This is a genomic window from Nocardia sp. X0981 (assembly GCF_977089955.1).
On the sequence record NZ_OZ372435.1, the window covers coordinates 1,973,360 to 1,995,371 of the forward strand.

General features: G+C 69.2%; 20 protein-coding genes. 11 read left to right on the forward strand and 9 right to left on the reverse strand.

Annotated elements, in window-relative coordinates:
• The first annotated feature begins 40 nt into the window (after positions 1–40).
• Positions 41–1,354, forward strand: coding sequence for a salicylate synthase (locus ACYR7D_RS08810; protein ID WP_459549114.1), 1,314 nt, complete (start codon positions 41–43; stop codon positions 1,352–1,354).
• A 46-nt stretch (positions 1,355–1,400) separates the two neighbouring features.
• On the opposite strand, the gene ACYR7D_RS08815 is transcribed toward ACYR7D_RS08810, so the two are convergent.
• Positions 1,401–3,020, reverse strand: coding sequence for a (2,3-dihydroxybenzoyl)adenylate synthase (locus ACYR7D_RS08815; protein WP_459549115.1), 1,620 nt, complete (start codon positions 3,018–3,020; stop codon positions 1,401–1,403).
• Positions 3,021–3,209: 189 nt separating this feature from the next.
• Between ACYR7D_RS08815 and ACYR7D_RS08820 the strand changes: the two genes are divergently transcribed.
• The 3 genes from ACYR7D_RS08820 to ACYR7D_RS08830 all read left to right on the forward strand — a co-directional run bounded on the left by ACYR7D_RS08820 (position 3,210) and on the right by ACYR7D_RS08830 (position 6,032).
• Positions 3,210–4,088 (forward strand): oxidoreductase, encoded by an 879-nt coding sequence (locus ACYR7D_RS08820; RefSeq protein WP_459549116.1) that lies wholly within the window; start codon positions 3,210–3,212, stop codon positions 4,086–4,088.
• A 131-nt stretch (positions 4,089–4,219) separates the two neighbouring features.
• Complete coding sequence (locus ACYR7D_RS08825) at positions 4,220–4,687, forward strand: carboxymuconolactone decarboxylase family protein (protein ID WP_459549117.1); 468 nt, start codon at positions 4,220–4,222, stop codon at positions 4,685–4,687.
• Positions 4,688–4,940: 253 nt separating this feature from the next.
• The gene (locus ACYR7D_RS08830) at positions 4,941–6,032 is read left to right on the forward strand and encodes a 3-deoxy-7-phosphoheptulonate synthase (RefSeq protein WP_459549118.1); all 1,092 of its coding nucleotides are present in this window, start codon (positions 4,941–4,943) and stop codon (positions 6,030–6,032) included.
• 69 nt (positions 6,033–6,101) lie between these two features.
• Here the strand turns inward: ACYR7D_RS08830 and ACYR7D_RS08835 are convergent, their stop codons facing one another.
• The gene (locus tag ACYR7D_RS08835) at positions 6,102–6,713 is read right to left on the reverse strand and encodes a GNAT family N-acetyltransferase (RefSeq protein ID WP_459549119.1); all 612 of its coding nucleotides are present in this window, start codon (positions 6,711–6,713) and stop codon (positions 6,102–6,104) included.
• Positions 6,714–6,783: 70 nt separating this feature from the next.
• On the opposite strand from ACYR7D_RS08835, the gene sigJ reads away from it, so the two are divergent.
• Complete coding sequence (gene sigJ, locus ACYR7D_RS08840) at positions 6,784–7,713, forward strand: RNA polymerase sigma factor SigJ (protein WP_459549120.1); 930 nt, start codon at positions 6,784–6,786, stop codon at positions 7,711–7,713.
• Between the two features lie 39 nt (positions 7,714–7,752).
• Here sigJ and ACYR7D_RS08845 read toward each other — a convergent pair whose 3' ends face one another.
• Positions 7,753–8,397 (reverse strand): LysE family translocator, encoded by a 645-nt coding sequence (locus ACYR7D_RS08845; protein WP_459549121.1) that lies wholly within the window; start codon positions 8,395–8,397, stop codon positions 7,753–7,755.
• Positions 8,398–8,572: 175 nt separating this feature from the next.
• Between ACYR7D_RS08845 and ACYR7D_RS08850 the strand changes: the two genes are divergently transcribed.
• The 3 genes from ACYR7D_RS08850 to ACYR7D_RS08860 all read left to right on the forward strand — a co-directional run bounded on the left by ACYR7D_RS08850 (position 8,573) and on the right by ACYR7D_RS08860 (position 12,496).
• Entirely contained in the window at positions 8,573–10,243 is a 1,671-nt protein-coding gene (locus tag ACYR7D_RS08850) for a DNA repair helicase XPB (protein WP_459549122.1), read from the forward strand.
• A 39-nt stretch (positions 10,244–10,282) separates the two neighbouring features.
• Positions 10,283–10,951 (forward strand): DUF3239 domain-containing protein, encoded by a 669-nt coding sequence (locus tag ACYR7D_RS08855; protein WP_459549123.1) that lies wholly within the window; start codon positions 10,283–10,285, stop codon positions 10,949–10,951.
• Positions 10,952–11,095: 144 nt separating this feature from the next.
• A complete protein-coding gene (locus tag ACYR7D_RS08860; RefSeq protein ID WP_459549124.1) occupies positions 11,096–12,496 on the forward strand; it encodes a M1 family metallopeptidase in 1,401 nt (466 codons plus the stop codon).
• Between the two features lie 15 nt (positions 12,497–12,511).
• Here ACYR7D_RS08860 and ACYR7D_RS08865 read toward each other — a convergent pair whose 3' ends face one another.
• Positions 12,512–14,785 (reverse strand): helicase-associated domain-containing protein, encoded by a 2,274-nt coding sequence (locus ACYR7D_RS08865; protein ID WP_459549125.1) that lies wholly within the window; start codon positions 14,783–14,785, stop codon positions 12,512–12,514.
• Between the two features lie 152 nt (positions 14,786–14,937).
• On the opposite strand from ACYR7D_RS08865, the gene ACYR7D_RS08870 reads away from it, so the two are divergent.
• Positions 14,938–15,126, forward strand: a complete 189-nt coding sequence (locus ACYR7D_RS08870; RefSeq protein WP_459549126.1) for a hypothetical protein — start codon at positions 14,938–14,940, stop codon at positions 15,124–15,126.
• A 68-nt stretch (positions 15,127–15,194) separates the two neighbouring features.
• Here ACYR7D_RS08870 and ACYR7D_RS08875 read toward each other — a convergent pair whose 3' ends face one another.
• The gene (locus tag ACYR7D_RS08875; protein ID WP_459549127.1) at positions 15,195–15,845 is read right to left on the reverse strand and encodes a transglycosylase family protein; all 651 of its coding nucleotides are present in this window, start codon (positions 15,843–15,845) and stop codon (positions 15,195–15,197) included.
• A 380-nt stretch (positions 15,846–16,225) separates the two neighbouring features.
• A complete protein-coding gene (locus ACYR7D_RS08880; protein ID WP_459549128.1) occupies positions 16,226–16,471 on the reverse strand; it encodes a hypothetical protein in 246 nt (81 codons plus the stop codon).
• A 189-nt stretch (positions 16,472–16,660) separates the two neighbouring features.
• On the opposite strand from ACYR7D_RS08880, the gene ACYR7D_RS08885 reads away from it, so the two are divergent.
• Positions 16,661–17,080 carry a cold-shock protein gene (locus tag ACYR7D_RS08885; RefSeq protein WP_459549129.1) on the forward strand — a complete coding sequence of 140 codons (420 nt, stop codon included), beginning with the start codon at positions 16,661–16,663 and terminating at the stop codon, positions 17,078–17,080.
• A 59-nt stretch (positions 17,081–17,139) separates the two neighbouring features.
• Here ACYR7D_RS08885 and ACYR7D_RS08890 read toward each other — a convergent pair whose 3' ends face one another.
• The 3 genes from ACYR7D_RS08890 to ACYR7D_RS08900 form a co-directional block, all read right to left on the reverse strand.
• Positions 17,140–17,646, reverse strand: a complete 507-nt coding sequence (locus ACYR7D_RS08890) for a DUF2771 domain-containing protein (protein WP_459549130.1) — start codon at positions 17,644–17,646, stop codon at positions 17,140–17,142.
• Positions 17,643–19,304 carry an MFS transporter gene (locus ACYR7D_RS08895; RefSeq protein ID WP_459550095.1) on the reverse strand — a complete coding sequence of 554 codons (1,662 nt, stop codon included), beginning with the start codon at positions 19,302–19,304 and terminating at the stop codon, positions 17,643–17,645. Before ACYR7D_RS08895 ends, ACYR7D_RS08890 begins: the two co-directional genes overlap by 4 nt.
• A 639-nt stretch (positions 19,305–19,943) precedes the next feature.
• Positions 19,944–20,717: a glutaminyl-peptide cyclotransferase gene (locus tag ACYR7D_RS08900; protein WP_459549131.1), complete on the reverse strand. Its 774-nt coding sequence runs from the start codon at positions 20,715–20,717 to the stop codon at positions 19,944–19,946.
• A gap of 17 nt (positions 20,718–20,734) precedes the next feature.
• Here ACYR7D_RS08900 and ACYR7D_RS08905 point away from each other — a divergent pair, with 17 nt between their 5' ends.
• A complete protein-coding gene (locus ACYR7D_RS08905; protein ID WP_459549132.1) occupies positions 20,735–21,880 on the forward strand; it encodes a DUF3027 domain-containing protein in 1,146 nt (381 codons plus the stop codon).
• The last annotated feature ends 132 nt before the right edge of the window (positions 21,881–22,012 follow it).

The following is a 22,012-nucleotide window of genomic DNA, read 5'->3' on the forward strand; positions in this document are numbered from 1 at the left end:
CTTACTTTCTGATTTTGGGCCGGTTAGCCTTGGAGGATCGTTGTCGACCACGGACGAACGTTTACGCGTCGAATATGTGACCGACCCGGCGGCAGCGATGTCCCGCCTGGCCGCCGAAGAACGGTTCGGTGAGTATGTGGTCTACGAGCGGTTCGGGGAATGGGTCTTCGCTGCCGACCCGATCGGTGCGATCGAGCTCGACAGCGATGAGCTGCGGGTCTCGTGGGAGGGCCGGGTCACCGCCGGCCGCTGGACCGCAAGCCCGGCCGAGGTCGTCGACCGGGCGCTGGCCGACCTGCCGATGACCGGGCGCAATGCCTACGGGTGGATCGGATTCGAATTCTGCGCGTGGTCCCTGGGCGCCACCGAGTATCTGCGTCCGCGCACCCCACTGGCACACCTGATGGTGGCGCGGGTGGAGGTGCGCATCGACGCCACCGGTGCGGTGTGGATCACCGGCGCCGACCCGGACGAGACCGCGGCCCTGCTCGATACGGTCGCTCGCTCCCAGGAGAGCGCCCTGCCGCGGCCCTACCCGGTGGATGTGCGCGCGGATACCACGGGCTACCGGGACCGGGTCGCCCGGGCGGTTGCCGAGATCGAGGCCGGGAGTTACCAGAAGGTCATCCTCTCGCGGAAGGTGGATCTGCCCTTCGCGGTGGACGTTCCCGCGACCTATCGGCTCGGCCGAGCCCACAACACGCCCGCACGTTCGTTCCTGCTGAAGCTGGGCGGGCTGGCGGCGGCCGGTTTCAGCCCCGAACTCGTGCTCTCGGTGGACGACGATCGTATGGTCAGCACCGAACCGCTGGCCGGGACACGGGCGTTCGGCCTGGGCGCCGAAACGGACAGCGCGGCGCGCGCGGAACTGGTGAGCGACCCGAAGGAGATAGCCGAACACGCCATCTCCGTCCAGACCTGTTTCGCCGAAATCGGAGCGGTCGCCGAACCCGGTACCACCTCGGTATCGGATTTCATGGCCGTCCGGGAGCGGGGCAGTGTGCAGCACCTCGCGTCGACCGTTCGGGGGCGCCTCGCGGCCGGTCGTACGGCCTGGGACGCGCTGGACGCGCTTTTTCCCTCGGTGACGGCCTCGGGGATACCGAAACGGGCCGGCGTGGATTCGGTCTTCCGGCTCGACCTCCCGCGCGGGCTGTACTCCGGTGCGGTGCTGCGGGTCTCCCCGACCGGAGCCCTGGAGGCGGCCCTGGTGCTGCGCGCGGTGTACCAGAACGGCGACGGTGCCTGGCTGCGGGCCGGCGCGGGCGTGGTGGCCCAGTCCCAGCCGGAACGTGAATTCGAGGAGACCTGCGAAAAACTGCACAGTGTGGCGCCCTACGTGGTGAAGGCGTAGCTCGCCGTGGCCCGGAAGGTGCGCCCGGACCACGGCAGGCGCCGGCCTATTCCCGGCTCCGCAACGCTTTTTTGTCGATCTTGCCCACGGCGGTCACCGGCAGGGTGTCCGCGCGCCGGAGCACATCCGGAAGTTTGTAGGTGGCCAGACCACGGCCGGTGAGGAATTCCTTGATCTCGGCCAGGCTGGGCATCTCGTCGGTGACGACCAGTACCGCGCAAACCTTCTCGCCGAGGCCGGGATCGGGTAGGCCGACCGCCGCGGCGTGCCGGACAGCGGGATGGGCGAGCAGGTGTTCCTCGAGTTCGTCGCAGGAGATGTTCTCCCCGCCGCGGTTGATCACATCCTTGATCCGGCCGGATACCACCAGATGCCCGCTGGGCAACTGCCGCACCAGATCTCCGCTGCGGTAGTAGCCGTCGGGGGTGAAAGCGCGGGAATTGTGTTCGGGGGCGCGGTAGTAGCCACGCAGTGTGTAGGGACCGCGGGTGAGCAGTTCGCCCTCGGCGCCCGGCGCCACATCGGCGCCGGACTCGTCCACCACCCGGATCTCGTCCGCCGGGCACAGCGGCCGCCCCTGGGTGGTGCAGACGAGGTCGGGATCGTCGTCCAGCCGGGTGAAGTTGAGCAGGCCCTCGGCCATACCGAACACCTGCTGCAATGTCACGTTCAGCGCCGGTGCGATCTCCCGGGCGTTCACCTCGGCGAGTTTCGCGCCGCCGACCTGGAGCAGACGTAGCGAGGAGATATCGGCGTCCTCCCATTCCACCGCCGCGGACCACAGCTGGGCCAGTGGCGGCACCACCGCGGTGACAGTGACGCCGTACCGCTCGATCACCGCGAAAGCGCTTTCCGGACTGGGGTCGGCGACGAACACCAGCGCACCTCCGGTCGCCACGGTGCCGAGGATGCCGGGGCAGGCCAGTGGAAAGTTGTGTGCTGCGGGCAGGGTGGCCAGGTAGACATCGTTTTCGCCGAGGGCGCATACCGCGGCGCTGGCTCTCGCGTTGTAGACGTAGTCGTCATGGGTGCGCGCGATGAGCTTGGGCAGGCCGGTGGTGCCACCGGACACCAGCATGAGCGCGATATCGCTCGGGTCGGGCTCGGGCAGCGTTCCCGTATCCCGGGCGATGGACAGGAGATCGGTGAAATCGCCGGGATCGCCGAGCACCAGGACATGGCGGACGGATTCCACGGTGGCAACCAGACCGGCGGCCAGCTCCCGATAGTCGAAATCGCCTTGCCGGTCGGCGATCAGGTAGGCGACCGCCCCGGACAGGGCCGCCAGATGGGCTATTTCCGCGCGGCGGTGCGCGGGCAGGGTGAGCACCGGGATGATGCCCGCCCGTAGCAACCCGAACAGCACGATCGCGAACTCCGGTGTGTTGGGCAGTTGCACCACGACCCGGTCGCCGGGGGCGAGACCGAGCGTGAGGAACCCGTATGCCATGCGGTCGGCTTCGGCATCCAGTTCGGCATAGGTCAGTGGTCGGGGGCCGAGCAGCGCCGGGCGGTCGGGCCGCCGGCGTGCGGTGTTCCGCAGCAGTTCGCCCAGCGGGGTGCCGGTCCAGTAGCCCGCGGCGCGGTAGGAGTCGGCGAGCTCGGCCGGGAAGGGAACATATCCGTCACGATGGGTGCCGGTGCGAGAAGTCACGATATGCCTCATTGGGGAACGGGGACTCGAATGCGTGTGCGGCGCGTATCTGGTCCGGGTAATAGGTTAGGCAACCCTATATAGTTTGGGAAGGGTGGGTGACATCCGCCGGTCCAGGAGGTAGCGCTCCTTGTTCCGTGCCCCGCCGTCACGGACTCGTCGTATCCGGTGCGTCGCGCCGTGGCGGATTAAACTCGCCGCATGAGTGGTTGGGGCGTCGGGGACATCCCCGATCAGCAGGGCCGGACCGTCATCATCACCGGCGCGAACAGCGGTCTGGGCGCGGTCGCCGCCCGTGCCCTGGCCGGCGCCGGAGCTCGGGTGGTGCTGGCCTGCCGGGATATGGGCAAGGGCCGGTCGGTCGCCGAGGAGATCGGTGACCGGGCCCGGGTGCACCACCTCGACCTGGCCGATCTGGCCTCCGTCCGCGAGTTCGCGGCCGGTATCGAGAGCGCGGACGTGCTGATCAACAATGCCGGCGTGATGGCGGTTCCGCTGCGGCGCACCGCTGACGGCTTCGAAATGCAGATCGGCACCAACCATCTCGGGCATTTCGCGCTCACCGGTCTGCTGCTGGGCCGGATCAGCGAGCGAATCGTGACGGTCTCCAGTGGCTTCCACAGCTTCGGCGCCATCGACCTGAACGATCTCAACTGGGAGCGCCGCCCCTACAAACGCTGGCCGGCCTACGGACAATCGAAGCTGGCGAACCTGCTCTTCACGTTCGAACTGCAACGCCGGCTGACCGCGGCCGGGTCGGCGAAACTCGCCGTCGCGGCGCATCCGGGTTACGCGGCGACCGGTCTGCAATCGCATACCGAGACCCTGCTGGACAAAGTGATGGCCATCGGTAACAAACTGGGCGCGCAGAGCGCCGAGATGGGGGCGTTGCCGGAACTGTTCGCGGCGACCGCGCCGGTCGAACCCGGGGCCTACTACGGTCCTACCGGACTCGGCGGAATGCGGGGCCACCCCGGCCGGTCCGGCTGTTCCGAACGCGCGAAGGACCAGCTCACCGCTCGCTCGCTATGGGATCTGTCGGAACGGCTGACCGGCGTGAAATTCGACTTCGCCGCCTGATCCGCCGGTGCGTCGCCGACCGGGCCCGCACCCTGCCCGTACTCCGTGCCCGAGAAAAATTTCCCGGGATGTCACACCCGAGTTCCCTACGTCGTCCTCTCTGCAAGACAGCGACACGAAAGGAATTCGAGATGCAACCGCGTATCGACATCTTCACCAACAAGACCGCCGCCGGCTACGCCAGGCGGCTGATCGCCGCCGGAAAAGTGGTCGAGGATTCCGGTCTGCCGCCCGCCACCCACGAGCTGGTGAAGATCCGGGCGAGCCAGATCAACGGCTGCTCCTTCTGCGTGGACATGCACACCAAGGATGCCGCGCACGCCGGGGAATCCCCGGTGCGGATCAATCTGGTGGCGGCTTGGCGGGAGGCGACGGTGTACACCGAACCCGAACGCGCCGCGCTCGAACTGACCGAGGCCGCCACCCGCTTGGCCGATGGCGGTGGTATCGACGAGGAGGTCTGGCAGCGGGTGCGCAAACATTACGACGACGAGCAGATCGGTGGGCTGATGGCCGCTATCGCCACCATCAACGCCTGGAACCGCCTGAACGCCATCGCGCACACCCCCGCCGGTGGTTACGAACCGGGGCAGTTCTGAACCGCGACCCAGGGCGGATCCGTGTCGCGCATCACTTTATTTCCCGCGAAGCCGCCCTGGGTCCCCAGCTTCGGGCAACCGCCTGGTAGCCTGATCAATCGTGCAGCGCGTGTATTTCTGGTTTAGCAAGCCGGCCCGGGGCGGGTCGGTCTGCGGCTACCACGCGCGCTGACCAGTTCCCCCGAGCCGGATGATGACCGGCTCGACGGGTTTTCCTTCCGTGGGTCGGCACAGAACGAGAAGGACACCCGCGATGACAACCGCAGTCGATATCGATGCCCAGCACTCCGATCTGGACGATCAGCGCACCCTGAGCGTGAGCCCGTTGCGCTCCCCCGCGGAGGTGCGCCGGGTGCACGCCATCACCGATGACCACGCCGCCATCGTGCGGGCCGGCCGGAAGGCCACCGTCGACGTGCTGAACGGGGTGGACGACCGCCTCATGGTGATCGTCGGCCCGTGTTCGGTCCACGACCCCGCCGCCGCGCTGGACTACGCCCGCCGCTTGGCGGGCAAGGCGGCCGAACTGTCCGACCGGCTGCACCTGGTGATGCGGGTGTACTTCGAGAAGCCGCGCACCACGCTGGGGTGGAAGGGCCTGATCAACGATCCGCACCTCAACGGCAGCTTCGATGTGAACACCGGTCTGGGGATCGGCCGTCAGCTACTGCTCGACATCACCGCGATCGGCCTGCCGGTGGCCTGTGAATTCCTCGACCCGATCACCCCGCAGTACATTTCCGATCTGGTCTCCTACGGTGCGATCGGCGCCCGCACCGCGGCCAGCCAGGTGCACCGGCAGCTGAGCAGCGCACTGTCCATGCCGGTCGGTATCAAGAACGGTACCGACGGTGACGTGCAGGTGGCGGTGGACGGCGTGCGGGCGGCCGCCGCCAGCCACGTGTTCCCCGGTACCGACCTGGACGGTCGTTCCGCGCTCATCCAGACCGCCGGTAACGAGGACTGCCATGTGATCCTGCGCGGGGGGTCCAACGGAACGAACTACGACGCCGAATCGGTCGCCGATGCGTGCGCGCGGCTGGAGAAGTCGAAGCTGGCGCGGCGGGTGGTGGTCGATGCCAGCCACGGCAACAGCAACAAGGATCACCGGCGCCAGCCCGTAGTGGTGGCCGATATCGCCGATCGGGTGGCCGCCGGCGATCACAGTGTGGTCGGCGTGATGCTGGAGAGTTTCCTGGTCGAGGGCCGACAGGATCTGACGCTGGGCAAAGCCGGCGAACTCGTCTACGGCCGATCGATCACCGACGCCTGCATGGATTGGGAGACCACCGCCGCCCAGCTGGACCGGCTGGCCGACGCCATCCGGCAGCGCCGGGCGCGCTGAGCACCCGGCGCCGCGCCACGCGGGCCCGCCGGGGTCCGCGGCGCGGGCGAGGTCCGGTGCGCGCGGCCGTCAGATCCCTTCCGGCCACCCGTCCGCCGGGCCCGGCGGATCGGACCGCAACCGGGCGGCGACCCAGTGATCGCGGCGGATCCCCCGGTGCGTACTGCCCAGACGCGCCAGCCCTTCGTAGCGGAAGCCGTGCTTGCGGGCGACGGCGGCGGAGGCATGGTTGCCGGTGAACGCGCGCCAGTGGATGCGGATCAGGCCCATGCCCTCGGGGGCGAAACCGAAATCACAGACCAGGGTGACCGCCCGGGAGATCACACCTTGTTCGCGGTGTTCGGGTGCGAGCCAGAAGCCGATCTCGGCGGCGGTGTCGTCGCGGGGCCGCGTACCGAGGCTCACCGTACCGATCAGGCGGCCGTGTTCGGCGAGCCTGATCGCCCAGATGGGGCTGCGTGCCGCCCAGCCCGCCGCGACGGTGTTGCCCACGAAATCCTCCGCGTCGGCTCGGCCGTAGGGCCAGGGGATCGTCACCCCGTCTTGGATCGCCGGGTCCCGACAGCATTCGATTATCGCGTCGATATCCGCTTCCACCGGCCGGTTCAGCCAGACGGTGCCATCGGTCAGTGTGCGCTCCTCCACCCGGTTCATGGTGGCACCCGGCTCTCGTTGCGGCACCTGCTTTTCCCGGGCGGCCGCAGCCGGGCCGCCGCCCGGCGCACAGACACCCGGCCGTAGAATCCTGGCGGTGGTAGCCGCGCTTCTCGCCGACCTCTTCGAGTCCCATCGTGGGCATCTACTGGCGGTGGCCTATCGGCTCACCGGCAGCGTGGCCGATGCCGAGGACGCGGTACAGGAGAGCTGGTTGCGGCTGGCCGGAACCTCCCAGTCGGAGATCCAGGATCTACGGGCCTGGCTGACCACGGTGGTGTCACGCCTGTGCCTGGACCGGCTGCGCAGCGCGGCGGTGCGGCGGGAGAACTATGTGGGGCAGTGGCTCCCGGAACCCCTGGTCACATCGCTGGCCGGCGCCTCGGGCCCGGATCCGCTCGCCTCGGTGGTCCAGCGGCAGGAGTTCCGGCTGGCGGCCCTGGTGGTGCTGGATCAGCTCACGCCGCCGCAACGGGTGGCGTTCGTCCTGCACGAGGGCTTGGGGGTGCCCTACGGGGAGATCGGTGCGATCCTCGACGTCACCGCGGAGGCGGCCCGGCAGCTCGCGGCGCGGGCCCGCAAGGTGGTGCGCGAGCGGACCCCGGACCCCGCCGCCGACGGCGAACACGAGGCCGCGGTACAGAAATTGCTGGTGGCGCTGAACACCGGGAACGCACAGGCGGTGGCGGCGGTACTGCATCCGGAGGCGGTGATGATCGGCGATTCCGGCGGCACCACCCCGACCGCGCGCAATGTCATCGTCGGCCCGGACAAGGTGGGCCGGCTCTTCATCGGCCTCATCCACCGTTACGGGCTGGACCGCCCGGGCGAGGATTTCATGGCCACGAATGTGGAGTTCGTCCGGGTCAACGGTCAGCTCGGGGTGCTGATCCACGAGCGCGAGAGCGATGACACCTATCCCGGCTTCCCGGCCCGGGTGATGGGATTCACCGTGGTGGACGGTCTGATCCAGGGCGCCTACGACATGGTCAACCCGGCGAAGCTGAGCGGTATCCGGTTGCGTTGAGGCCGGTCGCGCGCCGGGCCGGCGCGCGACCGGGCCGCGTCACGCGGGTGTGGGGCGGGTCCGGTCGCCGAGGAGCAGCACCGCCATGGTGCCCAGAACCGAGCCCATCGCGACGCGCTGGGTGCGCAACCACAGGGGCCGGCGGGCCAGGAACCCCGCGAGCGTGCCCGCCGTGCACACGATGATCGCGTTCACCGCCAGCGCGACGGCGATCTGGACCGCGCCCAGGCACAGGCTCTGCGCCCACACCGGTCCGGCGCCGGGCGTGACGAACTGGGGGATGAGAGCCAGGTACATCACCGCGATCTTCGGATTCAGCAGATTGGTCACCAGCCCCATGGTGAACAGCCGGCGGGCCGGATCGCGGGGCAGCGGCCGCGGGGTGAACACCGAGACCCCGCCCGGCCGGACGGCCTGCCAGGCCAACCAGAGCAGATACCCCGCACCGGCGATCTTCAGCGCCGTGTACAGCTGCGGGACGAGCGCGAATACCGCGGTGATCCCGGTGGCCGCGGCGGTGAGGTAGGCGCCGAACCCGGCCGCCACCCCGGCCAGTGAGATCATGCCGGCGCGCCGGCCCTGCGCGATCGTCCGGGAAACCAGGTACATCATGTTCGGGCCGGGGGTGAGCACCAAGCCGAGCGCGGCCAGCGCCACTCCGGCCGTCGCCGAGATTCCGAGCATGGTTTTCATCCTGGCCGGGTCCGGCGACCGGTGTCTCGGGCCAGTCGGCAAGTGCTGGCCCGGTCGGTACCGTGCCGCTCGTAGCGGCGGGTGGATCGCCGGTGTTCTCCTCGTCACGCGGTGGTGTCGGTGGTATCGGGGACAATGGGGACGGAGTCGAGGCGAGGAGGTGTCCGTGGCGGACGGGCCGCTGATCGTGCAGAGCGATAAAACTGTCCTGTTGGAGGTCGATCACGAACTCGCGGATGTGGCACGCCAGGCCATCGCCCCGTTCGCCGAGCTGGAGCGTGCTCCCGAACATGTGCACACCTACCGGGTGACGCCACTGGCCCTGTGGAACGCCCGTGCCGCCGGGCACGACGCGGAGCAGGTGGTGGACGCGCTGGTCAGCCACTCCCGTTTCCCGGTCCCGCAGCCGCTGCTGGTGGATATCGTCGAGACGATGGCCCGCTACGGGCGGCTGCAGCTGGTCAAACATCCCGCCCACGGGCTCACTCTGGTGAGCCTGGACCCGGCGGTTCTCGCCGAAGTGCTGCGGCACAAGAAGATCGCGCCCATGCTCGGTGAGCGCATCGATGACGACACCGTGCTGGTGCATCCATCCGAACGCGGGCACATCAAACAGCAGCTGCTCAAGATCGGCTGGCCCGCGGAGGATCTGGCCGGTTACGTCGACGGTGAGGCCCATCCGATCGAGCTGGACTTCCACCGCGCGAACTGGCGGCTGCGCGACTACCAGGAGATGGCCGCCGATTCGTTCTGGGCCGGCGGGTCCGGAGTGGTGGTGCTGCCCTGCGGGGCGGGTAAGACGATGGTCGGCGCCGCCGCCATGGCGCGGGCCAAGGCCACCACGCTGATCCTGGTCACCAATACCGTCGCCGGCCGGCAGTGGCGGCGCGAACTGCTCGCCCGCACCTCGCTCACCGAGGACGAGATCGGCGAATACTCCGGGGAGCGCAAGGAGATCCGGCCGGTCACCATCGCCACCTATCAGGTGATCACCAGGAAATCGAAGGGCGAATACAGACATCTGGAACTCTTCGACAGCCGTGACTGGGGGCTGGTGATCTACGACGAGGTGCATCTGCTGCCCGCGCCGGTCTTCCGGATGACGGCCGATCTGCAGTCGCGTCGGCGCCTCGGCCTCACCGCGACGCTGGTGCGGGAGGACGGCCGGGAAGGCGATGTGTTCTCGCTGATCGGACCCAAACGCTACGACGCGCCGTGGAAGGATATCGAAGCCCAGGGCTGGATCGCCCCGGCCGATTGCGTCGAGGTCCGGGTGACGTTGACCGACGCCGAGCGGATGGCCTACGCCACCGCCGAACCGGAGGAACGCTACAAGCTGTGCTCCACCGCGCACACCAAGATCGCGGTGGTGAAATCGATCCTCGCCCGGCATCGCGAGGCGCCCACCCTGATCATCGGAGCCTATCTGGAGCAGCTGGACGAGCTGGGTGAAGCGCTGAACGCCCCGGTCATCCAGGGGTCGACGAAGACCAAGGAGCGCGAGGCACTCTTCGATGCCTTCCGCCGCGGGGAGATCCCGGTGCTCGTGGTCAGCAAGGTCGCCAATTTCTCCATCGATCTGCCGGAGGCCTCGGTCGCGGTGCAGGTGTCGGGTACTTTCGGTTCCCGGCAGGAAGAGGCCCAGCGGCTGGGCCGGTTGCTGCGGCCCAAACAGGACGGCGGCCGGGCCCACTTCTATTCGGTGGTGGCGCGCGACACGCTCGACGCCGATTACGCGGCGCATCGGCAACGTTTTCTCGCCGAACAGGGATATGCCTATCGGATAACCGATGCCGACGACCTGCTGGGACCCGCCCTGGGACCGACTGAGCAATAACGGCGTTTCCCACCCGGCGAATTGTGTTAGGAATGCGACGTGCGACGCTTCGAATTCGCGGTGGACCACCGCCACGCTCGAGTGGTCAACGAGGTGGTCGCCGGGCGTCGCCGGGTACGGCTGGCCGCCGTACCGGCCGCGCTGCTCGCCGCGGCCGCTACCGCCTATCTCGTACGTCTGGGACATCCGTGGTCCTACCCCTTGGCGCTGGCCGGTGCACTGGGCGCGGCCACCGCGCTCTGGGTGGCGCTCTGGACGCCGCGCCGTACCGGGATAGAGCGGCTCTATGCCGAGGGGGAGCTCGTCGCGGCGGTCGTCTCCCGGGCACATTCCCGAGGGGCGGTACTGCTCGCCCTGGTCAACGTGGCGCGTCGTGATACCGGGGAGTCCCGGTACGCGCTGGTCACCAAGAAGGTGCGGGAGCTGCCCGGACACCGGGTGGCCGAGGGGGAGCGGGTGCCGGCCATCGCGGTACGCGGCGACCGGACCACTCGTACCATCGGGCAACGGTGGCTGCCGGTGGATGCCATGCCGATCGCCTGGGGCACCCGGGATACCGCCGTGATCGAACGGGCCCGCGCCGCCATCACCGAGACCGAATGGCGGCTACTCGCAGACAATCTCGGTCTCGCCGAACAAGTACAGCGCAGCGCGGCCAAACGACTGTTGCTCGACCCGGGGCAGCTGCCCGAGGAGCTCGGCGCCTGACCGGCGCCGAGCGCGGCAGCCGGACGTGAACTCCGGAAAAGCGCCGCGCGCCGGATGTTTCGGTACGCCCATCGCGGGGTGGTTACGACTAACGTCGTCGGTCGGGGGTCCGGCGAGCAGGCCGACAACGGAAGGTGGAATCGTATGAGACTCGCCCGCTGGCTATTGGCCGGGGTACTGCTGTCGAGTGCGTCACTGGTATCGCCCGCGGCGCAGGCGCAGCCGAATTTCCTGGCCGGAGCCGATGGCCTGGGCGATCCCTACTTTCCGCAGGACGGCAACGGCGGGTACGACGTCGACCACTACGAGGTGACCCTCGGCTACGACCCGGCCGGCCATCAGCTCACCGGATCCACCCGGATAGACGCACACGCCATCCAGCCGCTCACCTCCTTCCATCTCGATTTCACCGGACCGCCGGTGCAGGCGGTGCGGGTCAACGGTCGGCCCGCCGGTTTCGAATGGCATGAGCCGCAAGAGCTGGTCGTACACACCCCACTGCCGCTGCTACCCGGTTTGCCGTTCACCGTCACCGTCGACTACGCGGGAGTCGCCCGGGACACCGAAGGCGAGGGCTGGACCTACGCCCCGTCGGGTGGCGCCTTCGCCGCGGGGCAACCGCATTCGGCCGCCACCTGGTATCCGCTCAACGACTCCCCGCGAGACAAGGCGACCTTCACCCTGCACGCGACGGTGCCCGCGGAATGGGAGGTGATGTCGGGTGGTGTGCGGGTGCGCGACGAAGTACGCGATGGTTCACGCACGGTCAGCTGGCAGCAACGCCAGCCGGTGATCGGGTATCTCACCACCGTCGCCATCGATCGGTTCGAATACCTGGAGCAGCGCCGCGCGAACGGTACCCCGCTGCTGAGCGGTTTCGCGCCCGGCGCCGAACAGTTGCGCGAATACGAACAGCGGCTGCCGGAAGTCCTCGATTTCACCGAAAGTCTCTACGGTCCCTATCCGTTCGACACCGCCGGCGGGATCTATCTCTCCGCCGATCTGCCCTTCTCCCTGGAAACCCAGACCCGGCCGATCTACGCGTCGTGGGCGGACCTGAACATCGTGGTGCACGAAGTGGCCCATCAGTGGTGGGGCAATTCGGTTTCCGTGCACAGCTGGTCCGATATCTGCGTCAACGAATGTCTCGCCAGCTACACCGCCGACTATCTGTGGCCGGAGCGTATGGAGGGCCGCGATGTGGACGCCGAGTACCGGGAGACGATCCAGAAGACGCTGGGGAAGCCGAAATTCTGGGAAGTGCCGCTGGAGGATCCGGGGCGGGAGAAAATGTTCACCTCGGTCTATTACCGGGGGCCGCTGTTCCTGCACGCCCTGCGCAAACAGCTCGGCGATACGGTCTTCTTCGACGCCTTGCGCGAATTCGTGACCGGCCGTGCCTACGGTCACGCCTCCATGCCGGAGTTCCGGGCGTTCCTCCAGTCGAAGTCGCCGGTGGATCTCACCGGCTTCTTCGACGCCTGGCTGCGCGGTACCACGCCACCGCCGGAGCATTATCTCTATCCCGGTGATCTGCGCGGCTGAACGGGCGGCACACAGCTATTCGAGCAGGGCCACCGACGAGATCCGGTGCAGCGCGAACTGCCGGACCGTCCCGGTCACCGGGTCGAGCGCTTCCAGTTGCCCGCTGCCGACCCGCACCGGTTCGACCACCCGCTGGATCGCCGTGCCCTTGGCGTCCACATAACCGATGTGCACGTGGCGGCGTACCCGCGCGGCCAGTTGCAGCAGTGCCAGGGTGGCGGCCGTACCGGTGCGGCTGCCGTCGCTGCGCACCGTTTGCCCGGCCGCGGCGGTGGCCGCCCGATCACCGGCACGGAGTTCGGTGACCAGCGATTCGAGTTGTCCGGTGGTCGGCGGGGAGGGGCGATAGGGCTGTCGGGCGAGCGGGCGCACATTGATCCGGGCGCCCCGTTGCCGCAGATCCACGATCGCTCCGGAAGCGTCTTCGCCGGCAGGTGCGAAACCGGCGGCGCGTAATTCGTCGAAGAGTTCACCCAGCGGCGCCTGCGAGATCGCCACCGTCGGCGCGATCCCGCGCAGGGCCAGGGTTTCCGCGACAGGCGAGGCGAGGACCTGGGCCAGCAGCGCCGGATCCTCGCTGCGCACGAACGATTGCGCCATTCCGGCGCGTAAGCGGCCGTGCCGCCGGGCCACATCGTCGATCAGATAGGTGAGGGTCTGCGGGATCGGTGTACGGGAGTGACGATCGAACAGGGTGTGCAGTTCCGCGGCGGTGAGCCCGGTGTCGAGCGCTCGGCGCAGCGAGGCCTCCCCGATCCGGTAGACGGTCGCGGCGCCCGCCGATTCCACATCGGCGACCTGTTCGATCCGGCGCTGCAATTCGGCGGTGAGCGGACCCGGGGCCACCACGGTCAGATCGGCCTGGACCAGCACATGATCCACGGGATGGGGAAGTGCGGCCTCCTGCTGCGCTTCGGCCCCGGCGAGGTCGCCGGTCAGCAGCGCCCGGGCGGCGGTGGTGAGCGCGCCGCGGCCGGTGAGACCGAGCGCGGCGGCCTCCTGCAGGGTGTTGTCCACGACCTGGCCGCGGTAGTGGCGGCGCCGCCGCGGTGCGCGCCAAGCCAGGAGATGGGCGATAGCGGCGGTTTCCACCGCGGTTCCCGGGGGTTGCTCGGCGAGTGCCCCGAGTATCGCGCGGCGGTCGCGCACCGCGTACGGCACCCGCAGTTCATGAGCGAGCGCCGCCATCGGTTTATCGGCCGTATCGCGCAGTCCGATCATCCACGGGTTGCGATCCAGCTCCAGCCAGGCATGGGCCAGCGGCACCCAGCGCCGCGCGGGCGGTGCCTCCAGCCAGGAGTCCGCCGCCGGTGTCGGGGCCCAGAAATCGTCGGCGTCGGTCTCGGGTGGTGGATCGGGAAAACCTTTTTCGACGAGTTTCGCCGCGGCCAGCACTTCCACCAGCAGTCCGGCGCGCATCTCCTCGATTCCGGCGGCTTTGGCGATGCGGCGCAGTTCACGTACTCCGAGGCCACCCGCCCGCAGCGCCGGTGCGGGCGCCTGCCCGAGCACTTCGAGTATCGCGGCGCAGTGCCGTAGCAGTTCGCCGACTTCTCCGGCGCCGACACCATCCACCTCGGTCACCTGGTGTGCGCGGGTCGCCGGTTCGGGTTGGGTGAGAGGGTACGGATCGGTGACGGGTTCGCCGCGCAGTACCTGGCCGACCGCGGGCGGCAGCTCCACCGTTTCGTCGTCGATCCGGCGCAGCAGTCGCAGCGCCAGCAGGCGCGGTACCGGCCGGTCCGCGGGGGTGTCCGCAGCGGCGTCGCGAGTGCGTCCGCGCGGTCCTGTGGCTGCCAGTTTGTCCAGCAGCGCGCGTTCGGTGGTGGACAGGCCCGCGAGCGCGGTGGTGATCTCCCGTTCGTCCGGAGCACCCGCCGGGTCCGCGCCGCTGCCCAACGGCCACGGCAGGGCCTCGGCTGCGGTGGGCACCAGCCGGATACGGTCGCCCTCGAACCACAGCAGCGCGCGGTCTGCGAGTCCGGTGACCACGGTATCCACCGTCGCGGCCTTGGCGCGGCCGCGCAGAGCGCGTTTCAACTCGGTGCGGGTCATCGGCTCGCCGCCCATCGCGGCATGCGTGGCCAGGGCTTCGACCACGCCGAAGGCGGCGGTGTCCAGATCGTCGGCGGCCCGGAGCACCGACGCGCGTTGTTCGGCGCGGGTCGCGAGCACCGCCATGGAGGACGGTAGGGGGACCGCCAGATCGGGGCGGTGCTCGAGCAGAGCCACCAATTGGGCATCGGAACGGGCGCCGAGCCAGGCGGTGAACGAGTCCGGTCCGGTCATCCGGTCCAGACTAGTCGCGGACCGGGTTCGGGGTGGGCGCGTGGGCCGCTCCCGGCGGACCGGGCGCCAGGAGCGCCGCCCGGCCGCCCGGGACGGGCATCCGGTGCGATCGTCCTGCCGGGTGTGGAACTCGGACATGCCAGAATGAGAGCGTGGTGAACAAATCGAAGAAACCCTATGTCGACAACGGCTGGCCCGAGGTGGCCGATGGTGACCATGCCGTCACCGAGCTGTCGTCGTCCCGCTCCGGTAACCTCTCGCCCTTCGGGGAGGACACCGAGTTCCCTTTGGCTGCCGACCAGCTGCCGTACCTGCACCCGCATACGGTGATCAACCGCTGAGCGGACAGACGAAAGAACCCCGCATCACCTGACTGGGATGCGGGGTTCTTTCGTAGCGGGGGAGCCGTTCAGGACGGCAGCAGGCCCTTGTGGGTCTCGTAGAAGTCGATAACGGCCGGGTCCAGCTGGGTGTTGTTGGCCTTGACGGCTTCGAACAGATCCAGCGCGGGCTGCGGAACCTGGATGCCCTGTGCCTGGACGGCGGCGAGCGCGCGATCCACCGCGGTGAAGACCTCTTGGCTTTCGTTCGGGGCCTGAGGCTTGGGTGCGGCGGGGGTGGTGGCGGCCGGGGCGCCGGGGGTCTCGGTTTGCACGGCCGGGGTGTCGGCCGGTACGTCGCGCGGGGTGGAGCCGCTGGTCAGACCCAGCGAGGAGGAGCAGGAGGGCCAAGCGCCCCAGCCCTGCGTGGCAAGCACTTTCTCGGCAACCGCGATCTGCTGTTCCCGGCTGGCCTGGTTGGCGGTCGGGGCGTATTCGCCGCCGCCGTGGGCCTGCCAGGTGCTCTGCGAGAACTGCAGTCCGCCGTGATAGCCGTTGCCGGTGTTGATAGCCCAGTTACCACCGGCTTCGCACTGCGCGAGTCGATCCCAGTCGGAGTCGGGTGCCGCGCTGGCGTTACCGGCGAGGGCTACACCCGCACCGCTCATCATGGCGCCGGTGACGGCGACCTTGGCGACAGTGCGGCCGGTATTGGTGGGCTTGCGATGGCGTCCACTCATTCGGGTTCGTCTTCCTCTCGTACGCACCTGCGAGGTGTTTCGCTCGGGTCCAGGCTGAGAGGGTGCCCGTCCCGCCCTCGCCCCTGTGGTTTCCGTTGGGGTCCGGTACCCGCGGGGCGAGGTTCGGTGCGGCGGGCCGGTGGGCCGGGGTGCCCCGGCTGGGATAGACGGTACGACGTTCCCGGCGAAAAATCACTATTTGGTAACCGGCGTGTGCGGAACGGTTGCGGAGAGGTCTCGGGCCCGTCTCAGCGACTCTGCGCAGCTAGTGGGGTACGTCGGCGCCGCCGCGCGTTGCCTCGCGGGGTCGTTATCATGCTGTTATGTGATAATGATCACAGTAGGCTTCGGGAATGCGCGAGTGGGGTAACAGGGGGATGTCACCTGGCTCGGCGGCCCGAGCGCAGCGCGAAGATCAGCGCCGTTACGAAGCCGAGGGGAGCCAGCATGGCGCCGAGGTACAACCACAGGCCGGGCTCGCCGTCGGAGAGGATCGGGATCAGGAAGATCGCCACGACGGCGAGCAGCCCGAGAGTGAAAAGGCCCAGCGCCACCTGCAGGAGCCAATTGCCGGAGGTACGTCCGGACGGGGCGTCGGAGGGCCGGGGATCGTCGGGGTTGGTCACCTTTCGACGGTAAAACTGATGTGCTGACGCCGTGGTCACCGGGGTAGACTCGGATGCGATCTCGCGTCCTGCATGCTTGTGGGGCGCGTTTTTCGAGTGAAGGCAGGACCTGCCACCAGCGGGTTTCAGCAGACATGTGTACCCGGGCCCGGTAGGCCGGGTGCCGAAACAGACGAACGGGTGAGCGCAGTGCCGACCGGCAAGGTGAAGTGGTACGACGTGGAAAAGGGCTTCGGTTTCCTTTCCCAGGACGAGGGTGAGGACGTGTACGTCCGCTCGTCCGCGCTGCCCCAGGGTGTCGAAACGCTCAAGCCCGGTCAGCGGGTCGAGTTCGGCATGGCGGCCGGGCGGCGCGGGCCGCAGGCGCTGAGCCTGAAACTGGTGGAGGCACCCCCGTCGGTCCGGCAGAACCAGGAGCGCAACGCGCGCAAGGAACCGCCCGCTCGTAAACACAGCCCGGACGAACTGCACGGCATGGTCGAAGACATGATCACCCTGCTGGAAGCGAAGGTGCAGCCGGATCTGCGCAAGGGCCGCTACCCCGATCGCAAGACCGCGCAGCGGATCTCGGAGGTGGTGCGCGCGGTCGCGCGCGAACTCGACCGCTGACCCGCACGAAGACCTCACCGTGGGCCGGCCCGGACGATCGGGCCGGCCCACGGTCGTTCTCAGGCCGTTTTGATCGACCAGACGGCGTGCGGGATGGGGAACTCGTTCCCGGCCTCGTCGATCGCGATGATCATCACCTGCAGCTCCACCCCGATCAGTTCGAGATCCGGCTCGGGCCGTGAATCGATGGTCAGCGCCCGGAGGCCCTCCGGGTGCTCCCGGTAGGAACTGGGCCGCTCGACCACCGTGCCGTCCGCCCGGGCGTAGAGCGGCAACAGCTCCCACGGTGTGCCGACGACCTCGTCCGGCAGGGAGATCTGCAAGGGATAGCCGGGCGGTACCTCCAGGAATGTGGTCTCACCCTGACGGCAGTCCTGCATCCGCACCGTGCAGTAGCGGAACGGCGGCACGGTGACGGTGGTGCCGTGCGAATACGCGGTGAGTTCCGGGTCGTGCGGTTCGGCGTCGCGCGCCAGCAGCCAGACCACACCGGCGGTCCCGGCCACCAGAACCAGGAACCCGGCCAGGGCCAGCGCGAGAGTCGTGCGGACTTTGTTCGTACTCACCGGACGGTGTCTCCTCGTGGGGGTTCGTAGTGGGGGAACTCCTGCTCGGCGTGCAGCGGCCGCCGCCCGCCGAGACCGGGTAGCAGGCTGGACCCGCGATAGCTCAGCACAGTCTGGACGAGCCCCGCGGCGAGCAGCGCGCTGACCACCGCGAAACCCTTCCAGTAGTCGGTCGGCAGCAGCACCCCGCCGGCGCCGCCGACCACCCAGCTCAGCTGCAGCACCGTCTCGGAGCGGCCGAACCCGGAGGCGACCGATTCGGGCGGCAGATCGTCCTGGATGGCGGCATCGAGCGAAACCTTGGCCAGTGCGCTCCCCGCCGCGGCCACCAGGGCCGCCAGCGCCGCTCCGAACAGGTTGTCCAGTACGACCGCGACGATCGCCACGACGGTGCATCCGAGAGTGCAGTTGACCACGATCAGCGACGGCCGGCCCAGCTTCAGCCGGGCGCCGGTGGCGTTGCCGGCGAAATTGCCGACGGCGGCGGCCGCGCCGACCAGGCCGAGCATGGCCGCCTGCTGCACGGGGCGGTGTTCGGTGGCCTTGGCGACGAAGGCGACGTAGAAGGTCAGGAAACCGGTGAGCACCCGAATACTGCTGTTGCCCCACAACCCGGTGATCACACCCCGCCCCAACGGCTGACGTCGTTTGCGGGCCGGCACCGAGCGGCGGTCGGGTTCGAGTACTTCGGTTTCCGGATCGTGCCGGTGATAGCCGAGAGTCGCGGGGACCTCGCCCTCGGTGATCTCCACCCAGCGCGGGATCTTCCAGCTCAGATATGCCCCGCCGACGGCGATACCGGTGGCCAGGACGAGCGCGCCGGTCGACCCGGCCACCGCGGCGACCGCCCCCGCTGTGCCGCCCGCACCCAAGGTGCCGCCGACCAGACCGAAGACGGTGAGCCGGGAATTGGTGCGGACCAGGTCGATATCCGGTGGGAGAACCCGGGGTGTCACCGCGCTCTTGAGCACCGCGAACGATTTGCTCAGCACCATCATGCACAGGGCCAGCGGATAGAGCACCCAGCTGTCGAAGCTGAAGATCAGCACCACGGCCAGTACCGCGCGGACGGCGAACGAACTCGCCAGCGCCAGCCTGCGGCCGCGTTGCAACCGATCCAGCGCGGGACCGATGAGCGGTGCGATGATCGCGAACGGGGCGATGGTGATCAGCAGGTACAGCGCGACCTTGGATTTGCTCTCCGCGGTCGCGCTGGCGAAGAACAGCGTATTGGCGAGAGCGACCGCGATCGCGGCGTCCAGGGCGAAATTCGCCATGGTGGCGTAGGTGAGGGCGGTGAGACCGGATTTATCGGCTCCGTCGGCTTCCGCCGCGCGGCGGAAGGTGGCGATACCGCGCTCGGTGAGTTCCCGGCCGCGCATCGCCGCGACCCGGGTGACGGTGAGCTTGCGGGGGATATGCCGGTCGTCGGCGTCGTGGTCCGGTTGCGCCGCCGCGGCCGGATACTCCTTCGTCGGCGGCAGATCACCCGGTCCCGGCTCGCCGGTGCGGGCGCGGAACGCCGGTCGTTCCACCGGCGCGGCCCCGCGCCCGTCCTCCGGCCGCCCGCGGCTACCGGCCCGCTCGTTGCTGTGCGGCCACCGTCCGCCGGGTTCGCGCCGATTCCGGCGGGCCGCCCCCGGACCGTCGTCCGCGATCGTGCCGGGCGGATCACCGTACCGGCGTTTCCCACGGGCGTCCGGCCGCCGGGCGTGCGCCGCGGCGTCCGGGTCTGCGAAGGCCCGCGGAGTCGTCCGGTCGCTGCCGGGGTGTGGGCGGGGCGCGTCGTAGCCGGTGCCGCCGGTTCCCACCGGGCGTCGCGGCTCGCTGCCGAAACCGGTGGGTGGCTCCGCCCGGCCCGGTGCGGCGGTTTCGCCTACCGGTGCCGCCCGCGAACCGCTCAGTGCCCCGAAGACGCGGCTGAACCGGCCGGGCCGCCCGGCCGAACCCGCGGATTCGGCCGGTCGATCCCGGTCACCGCCGCGGCCCGGTGTCGCTCGGTCGTCCGGCCGGGTGGAGTCGCCGCCGGAGCGAAGCGGCCGGGTGGGTGGCGGTGTGGAACGAGAAGGGTCGGGTTCGCGATTGCGGGATGGCACGTTCGGCGGGGGGTAGCGGTCGAAACCTGGATGCCGCTGGGGTGGCGGAAACTCGCCGGCGGGCCACCGACCACGATCGGAACCGGAGGGCTCGCGGGAAGTGGGCACATCCTCAATTCTGGCCCACGGCGGCGAGCTCGAAACCCCGCCCTGCTCAGCGTGACGAGAAAGTGAGGCATATCCCTTTCTCGGTGCGCCGGATCAAAGGGGGGTGAACCGGACCTCGAAGATCGTCGGCCAGTACTTTCCGGTGATCAGGAACCGGTCGGTACCCGGGATCTGGGCGATACCGTTGAGCACATCGGTGTTCGCGCGCTGTTCGGCGGGCAGCAGTCCGGTGGCATCGATCACTCCCAGGACAACCCCCGACTCCGGATCTATGCGCAGGATCCGCTCGGTGGGCCAGGTATTGGCGTAGACCGAACCGTCCTCGGCGCATTCGAGTTCGTTGAGGCGGCTGTCGGTATGACTCGTCAGCGTGACCGAACCGGTCGGGGCGAAGGTCACCGGGTCGCGGAAGGTGAGCGTGGAGGAGCCGTCGCTCATGACCAGTTGCCCGTTCCGGGTGCACAGCCCCCAGCCTTCGCCTGGATAGCGCGCGGTGTACTTCACCTCCAGCGATCGTGGGTCGCGGGCGAATGCCACGCCTTCTTTCCAGGTGATCTGCCACAGGATGTCTCCGGCCAGGGTCACGCCCTCACCGAAGAACGGGGGCGGCAGTTCGGCGCGGGCCAGCTCCGCGCCGGTGCCCCTGTCGGTCGTCCGGACACCGGAACGGCCGACCATTCCGGTGCTCTCGTAGAGCACCTCGCCGTCGATCTCCAGGCCCTGGGTGAACGCGGAAACATCATGGGGACGGGTATCGAGCACCTCGATTGCCAGGTGTGGTGTCGCCTCGTCACCGTTGCCGCAGGCGCCCGGGGCGAGCAGGCAGACCAGCACGGCACCGACCCAGGTTCGCCGAGTGCGCTTCATACGGCAAAATGTAGACCGTGAGCGCAGTATCTGTTTCGGACACCGATGTGCGGACGATCCTGGCCGGGGCTGTCGACCTGGCCCGTAGTGCGCTCCTGGAACTGGAACCCACCGGGGTCGGAGCGCATCTGGGGGTCCGCGCCGAGGACGCCTGCGCGGCCACGCACTGCTTCGAAGCCACACTGCCGGGCTATCACGGATGGCAATGGGCCGTGGTGGTGGCCGCCGCTCCGGACACCGACCGGGTGACCGTGAGCGAGTCCGCGCTACTTCCCGGTCCCGACGCGTTGATCGCGCCCGAATTCGTGCCGTGGGAGCAGCGGATCCGTCCCGGCGATCTGGCGCCGGGCGATCTGCTCGCGCCACCGGCCGACGATCCGCGCTTGGTTCCCGGCTATACGGCCACCGGCGATCCGGAGATCGACGAGGTCGCCTACCAGGTGGGGCTCGGCCGGAAACAGGTGCTCAGTCGCGAAGGCCGGGACGAAGCCGCGCAGCGCTGGTACGAGGAATACGGCCCGGATTCCGAGATGGCCCGAGCGGCCCCGGCCACATGTGAGAGCTGTGGTTTCTACGTACCGCTGGCCGGGGCGCTGCGCGCCTCCTTCGGCGTCTGCGCGAACGCGATGGGTGCCGACGGACACGTGGTGCACATGGGGTACGGCTGCGGTGCGCATTCGGACACCCCGATACCCACCGGAGCCGGATCGCCGGCGTACGAGGCGTACGACGACGCGGCGGTCGAGGTCTATCCGGCCGAAGCGCTGCGGGCGCGACCCGGCGAAACCGGCTCGGACCAGGGCACGGGCGATACCCCCGCCGTGGAACCGGTGGCGTCCGGTGTCCAGGGTCCGTCCGGCGAGCGAGCGGTCGAGGACGGGCCGGCGCGAACCGGTACGGCCGGCACGGAAGCGCCGGTCGTGGAGACGGCGGTATCGGCGCAGGCGAGTGAGCAGGCACCGGCCGAGGCCGCTCGGCCGGCGGACCCCACCGCTTCGGTCGCCTCGGAGCCGGAGGCCGGTTCGGGAACCCTCCCGGCGGCCGAACCGCGGGCCACCGCCGATCCGGGGGCCGCCGAAACCGAGACGGCGGCGGCCGAGGAGGGAACAGCGCAGCAGCCCACCGGGCCGGAAAGCCCGGGGCCGGCCGCCGAGGGCGACTGAACGTCGGTCGCCGGCCTGTCGTAGTTCCACGAGGCACGTGCCGGTTCGTCGCGGTCGCATCCTCTCGTGGACCGGATACTCGGCTCTCGAGCCGGATACACCCTCCACGTCCCGGCGCATCACCGCTGCGGT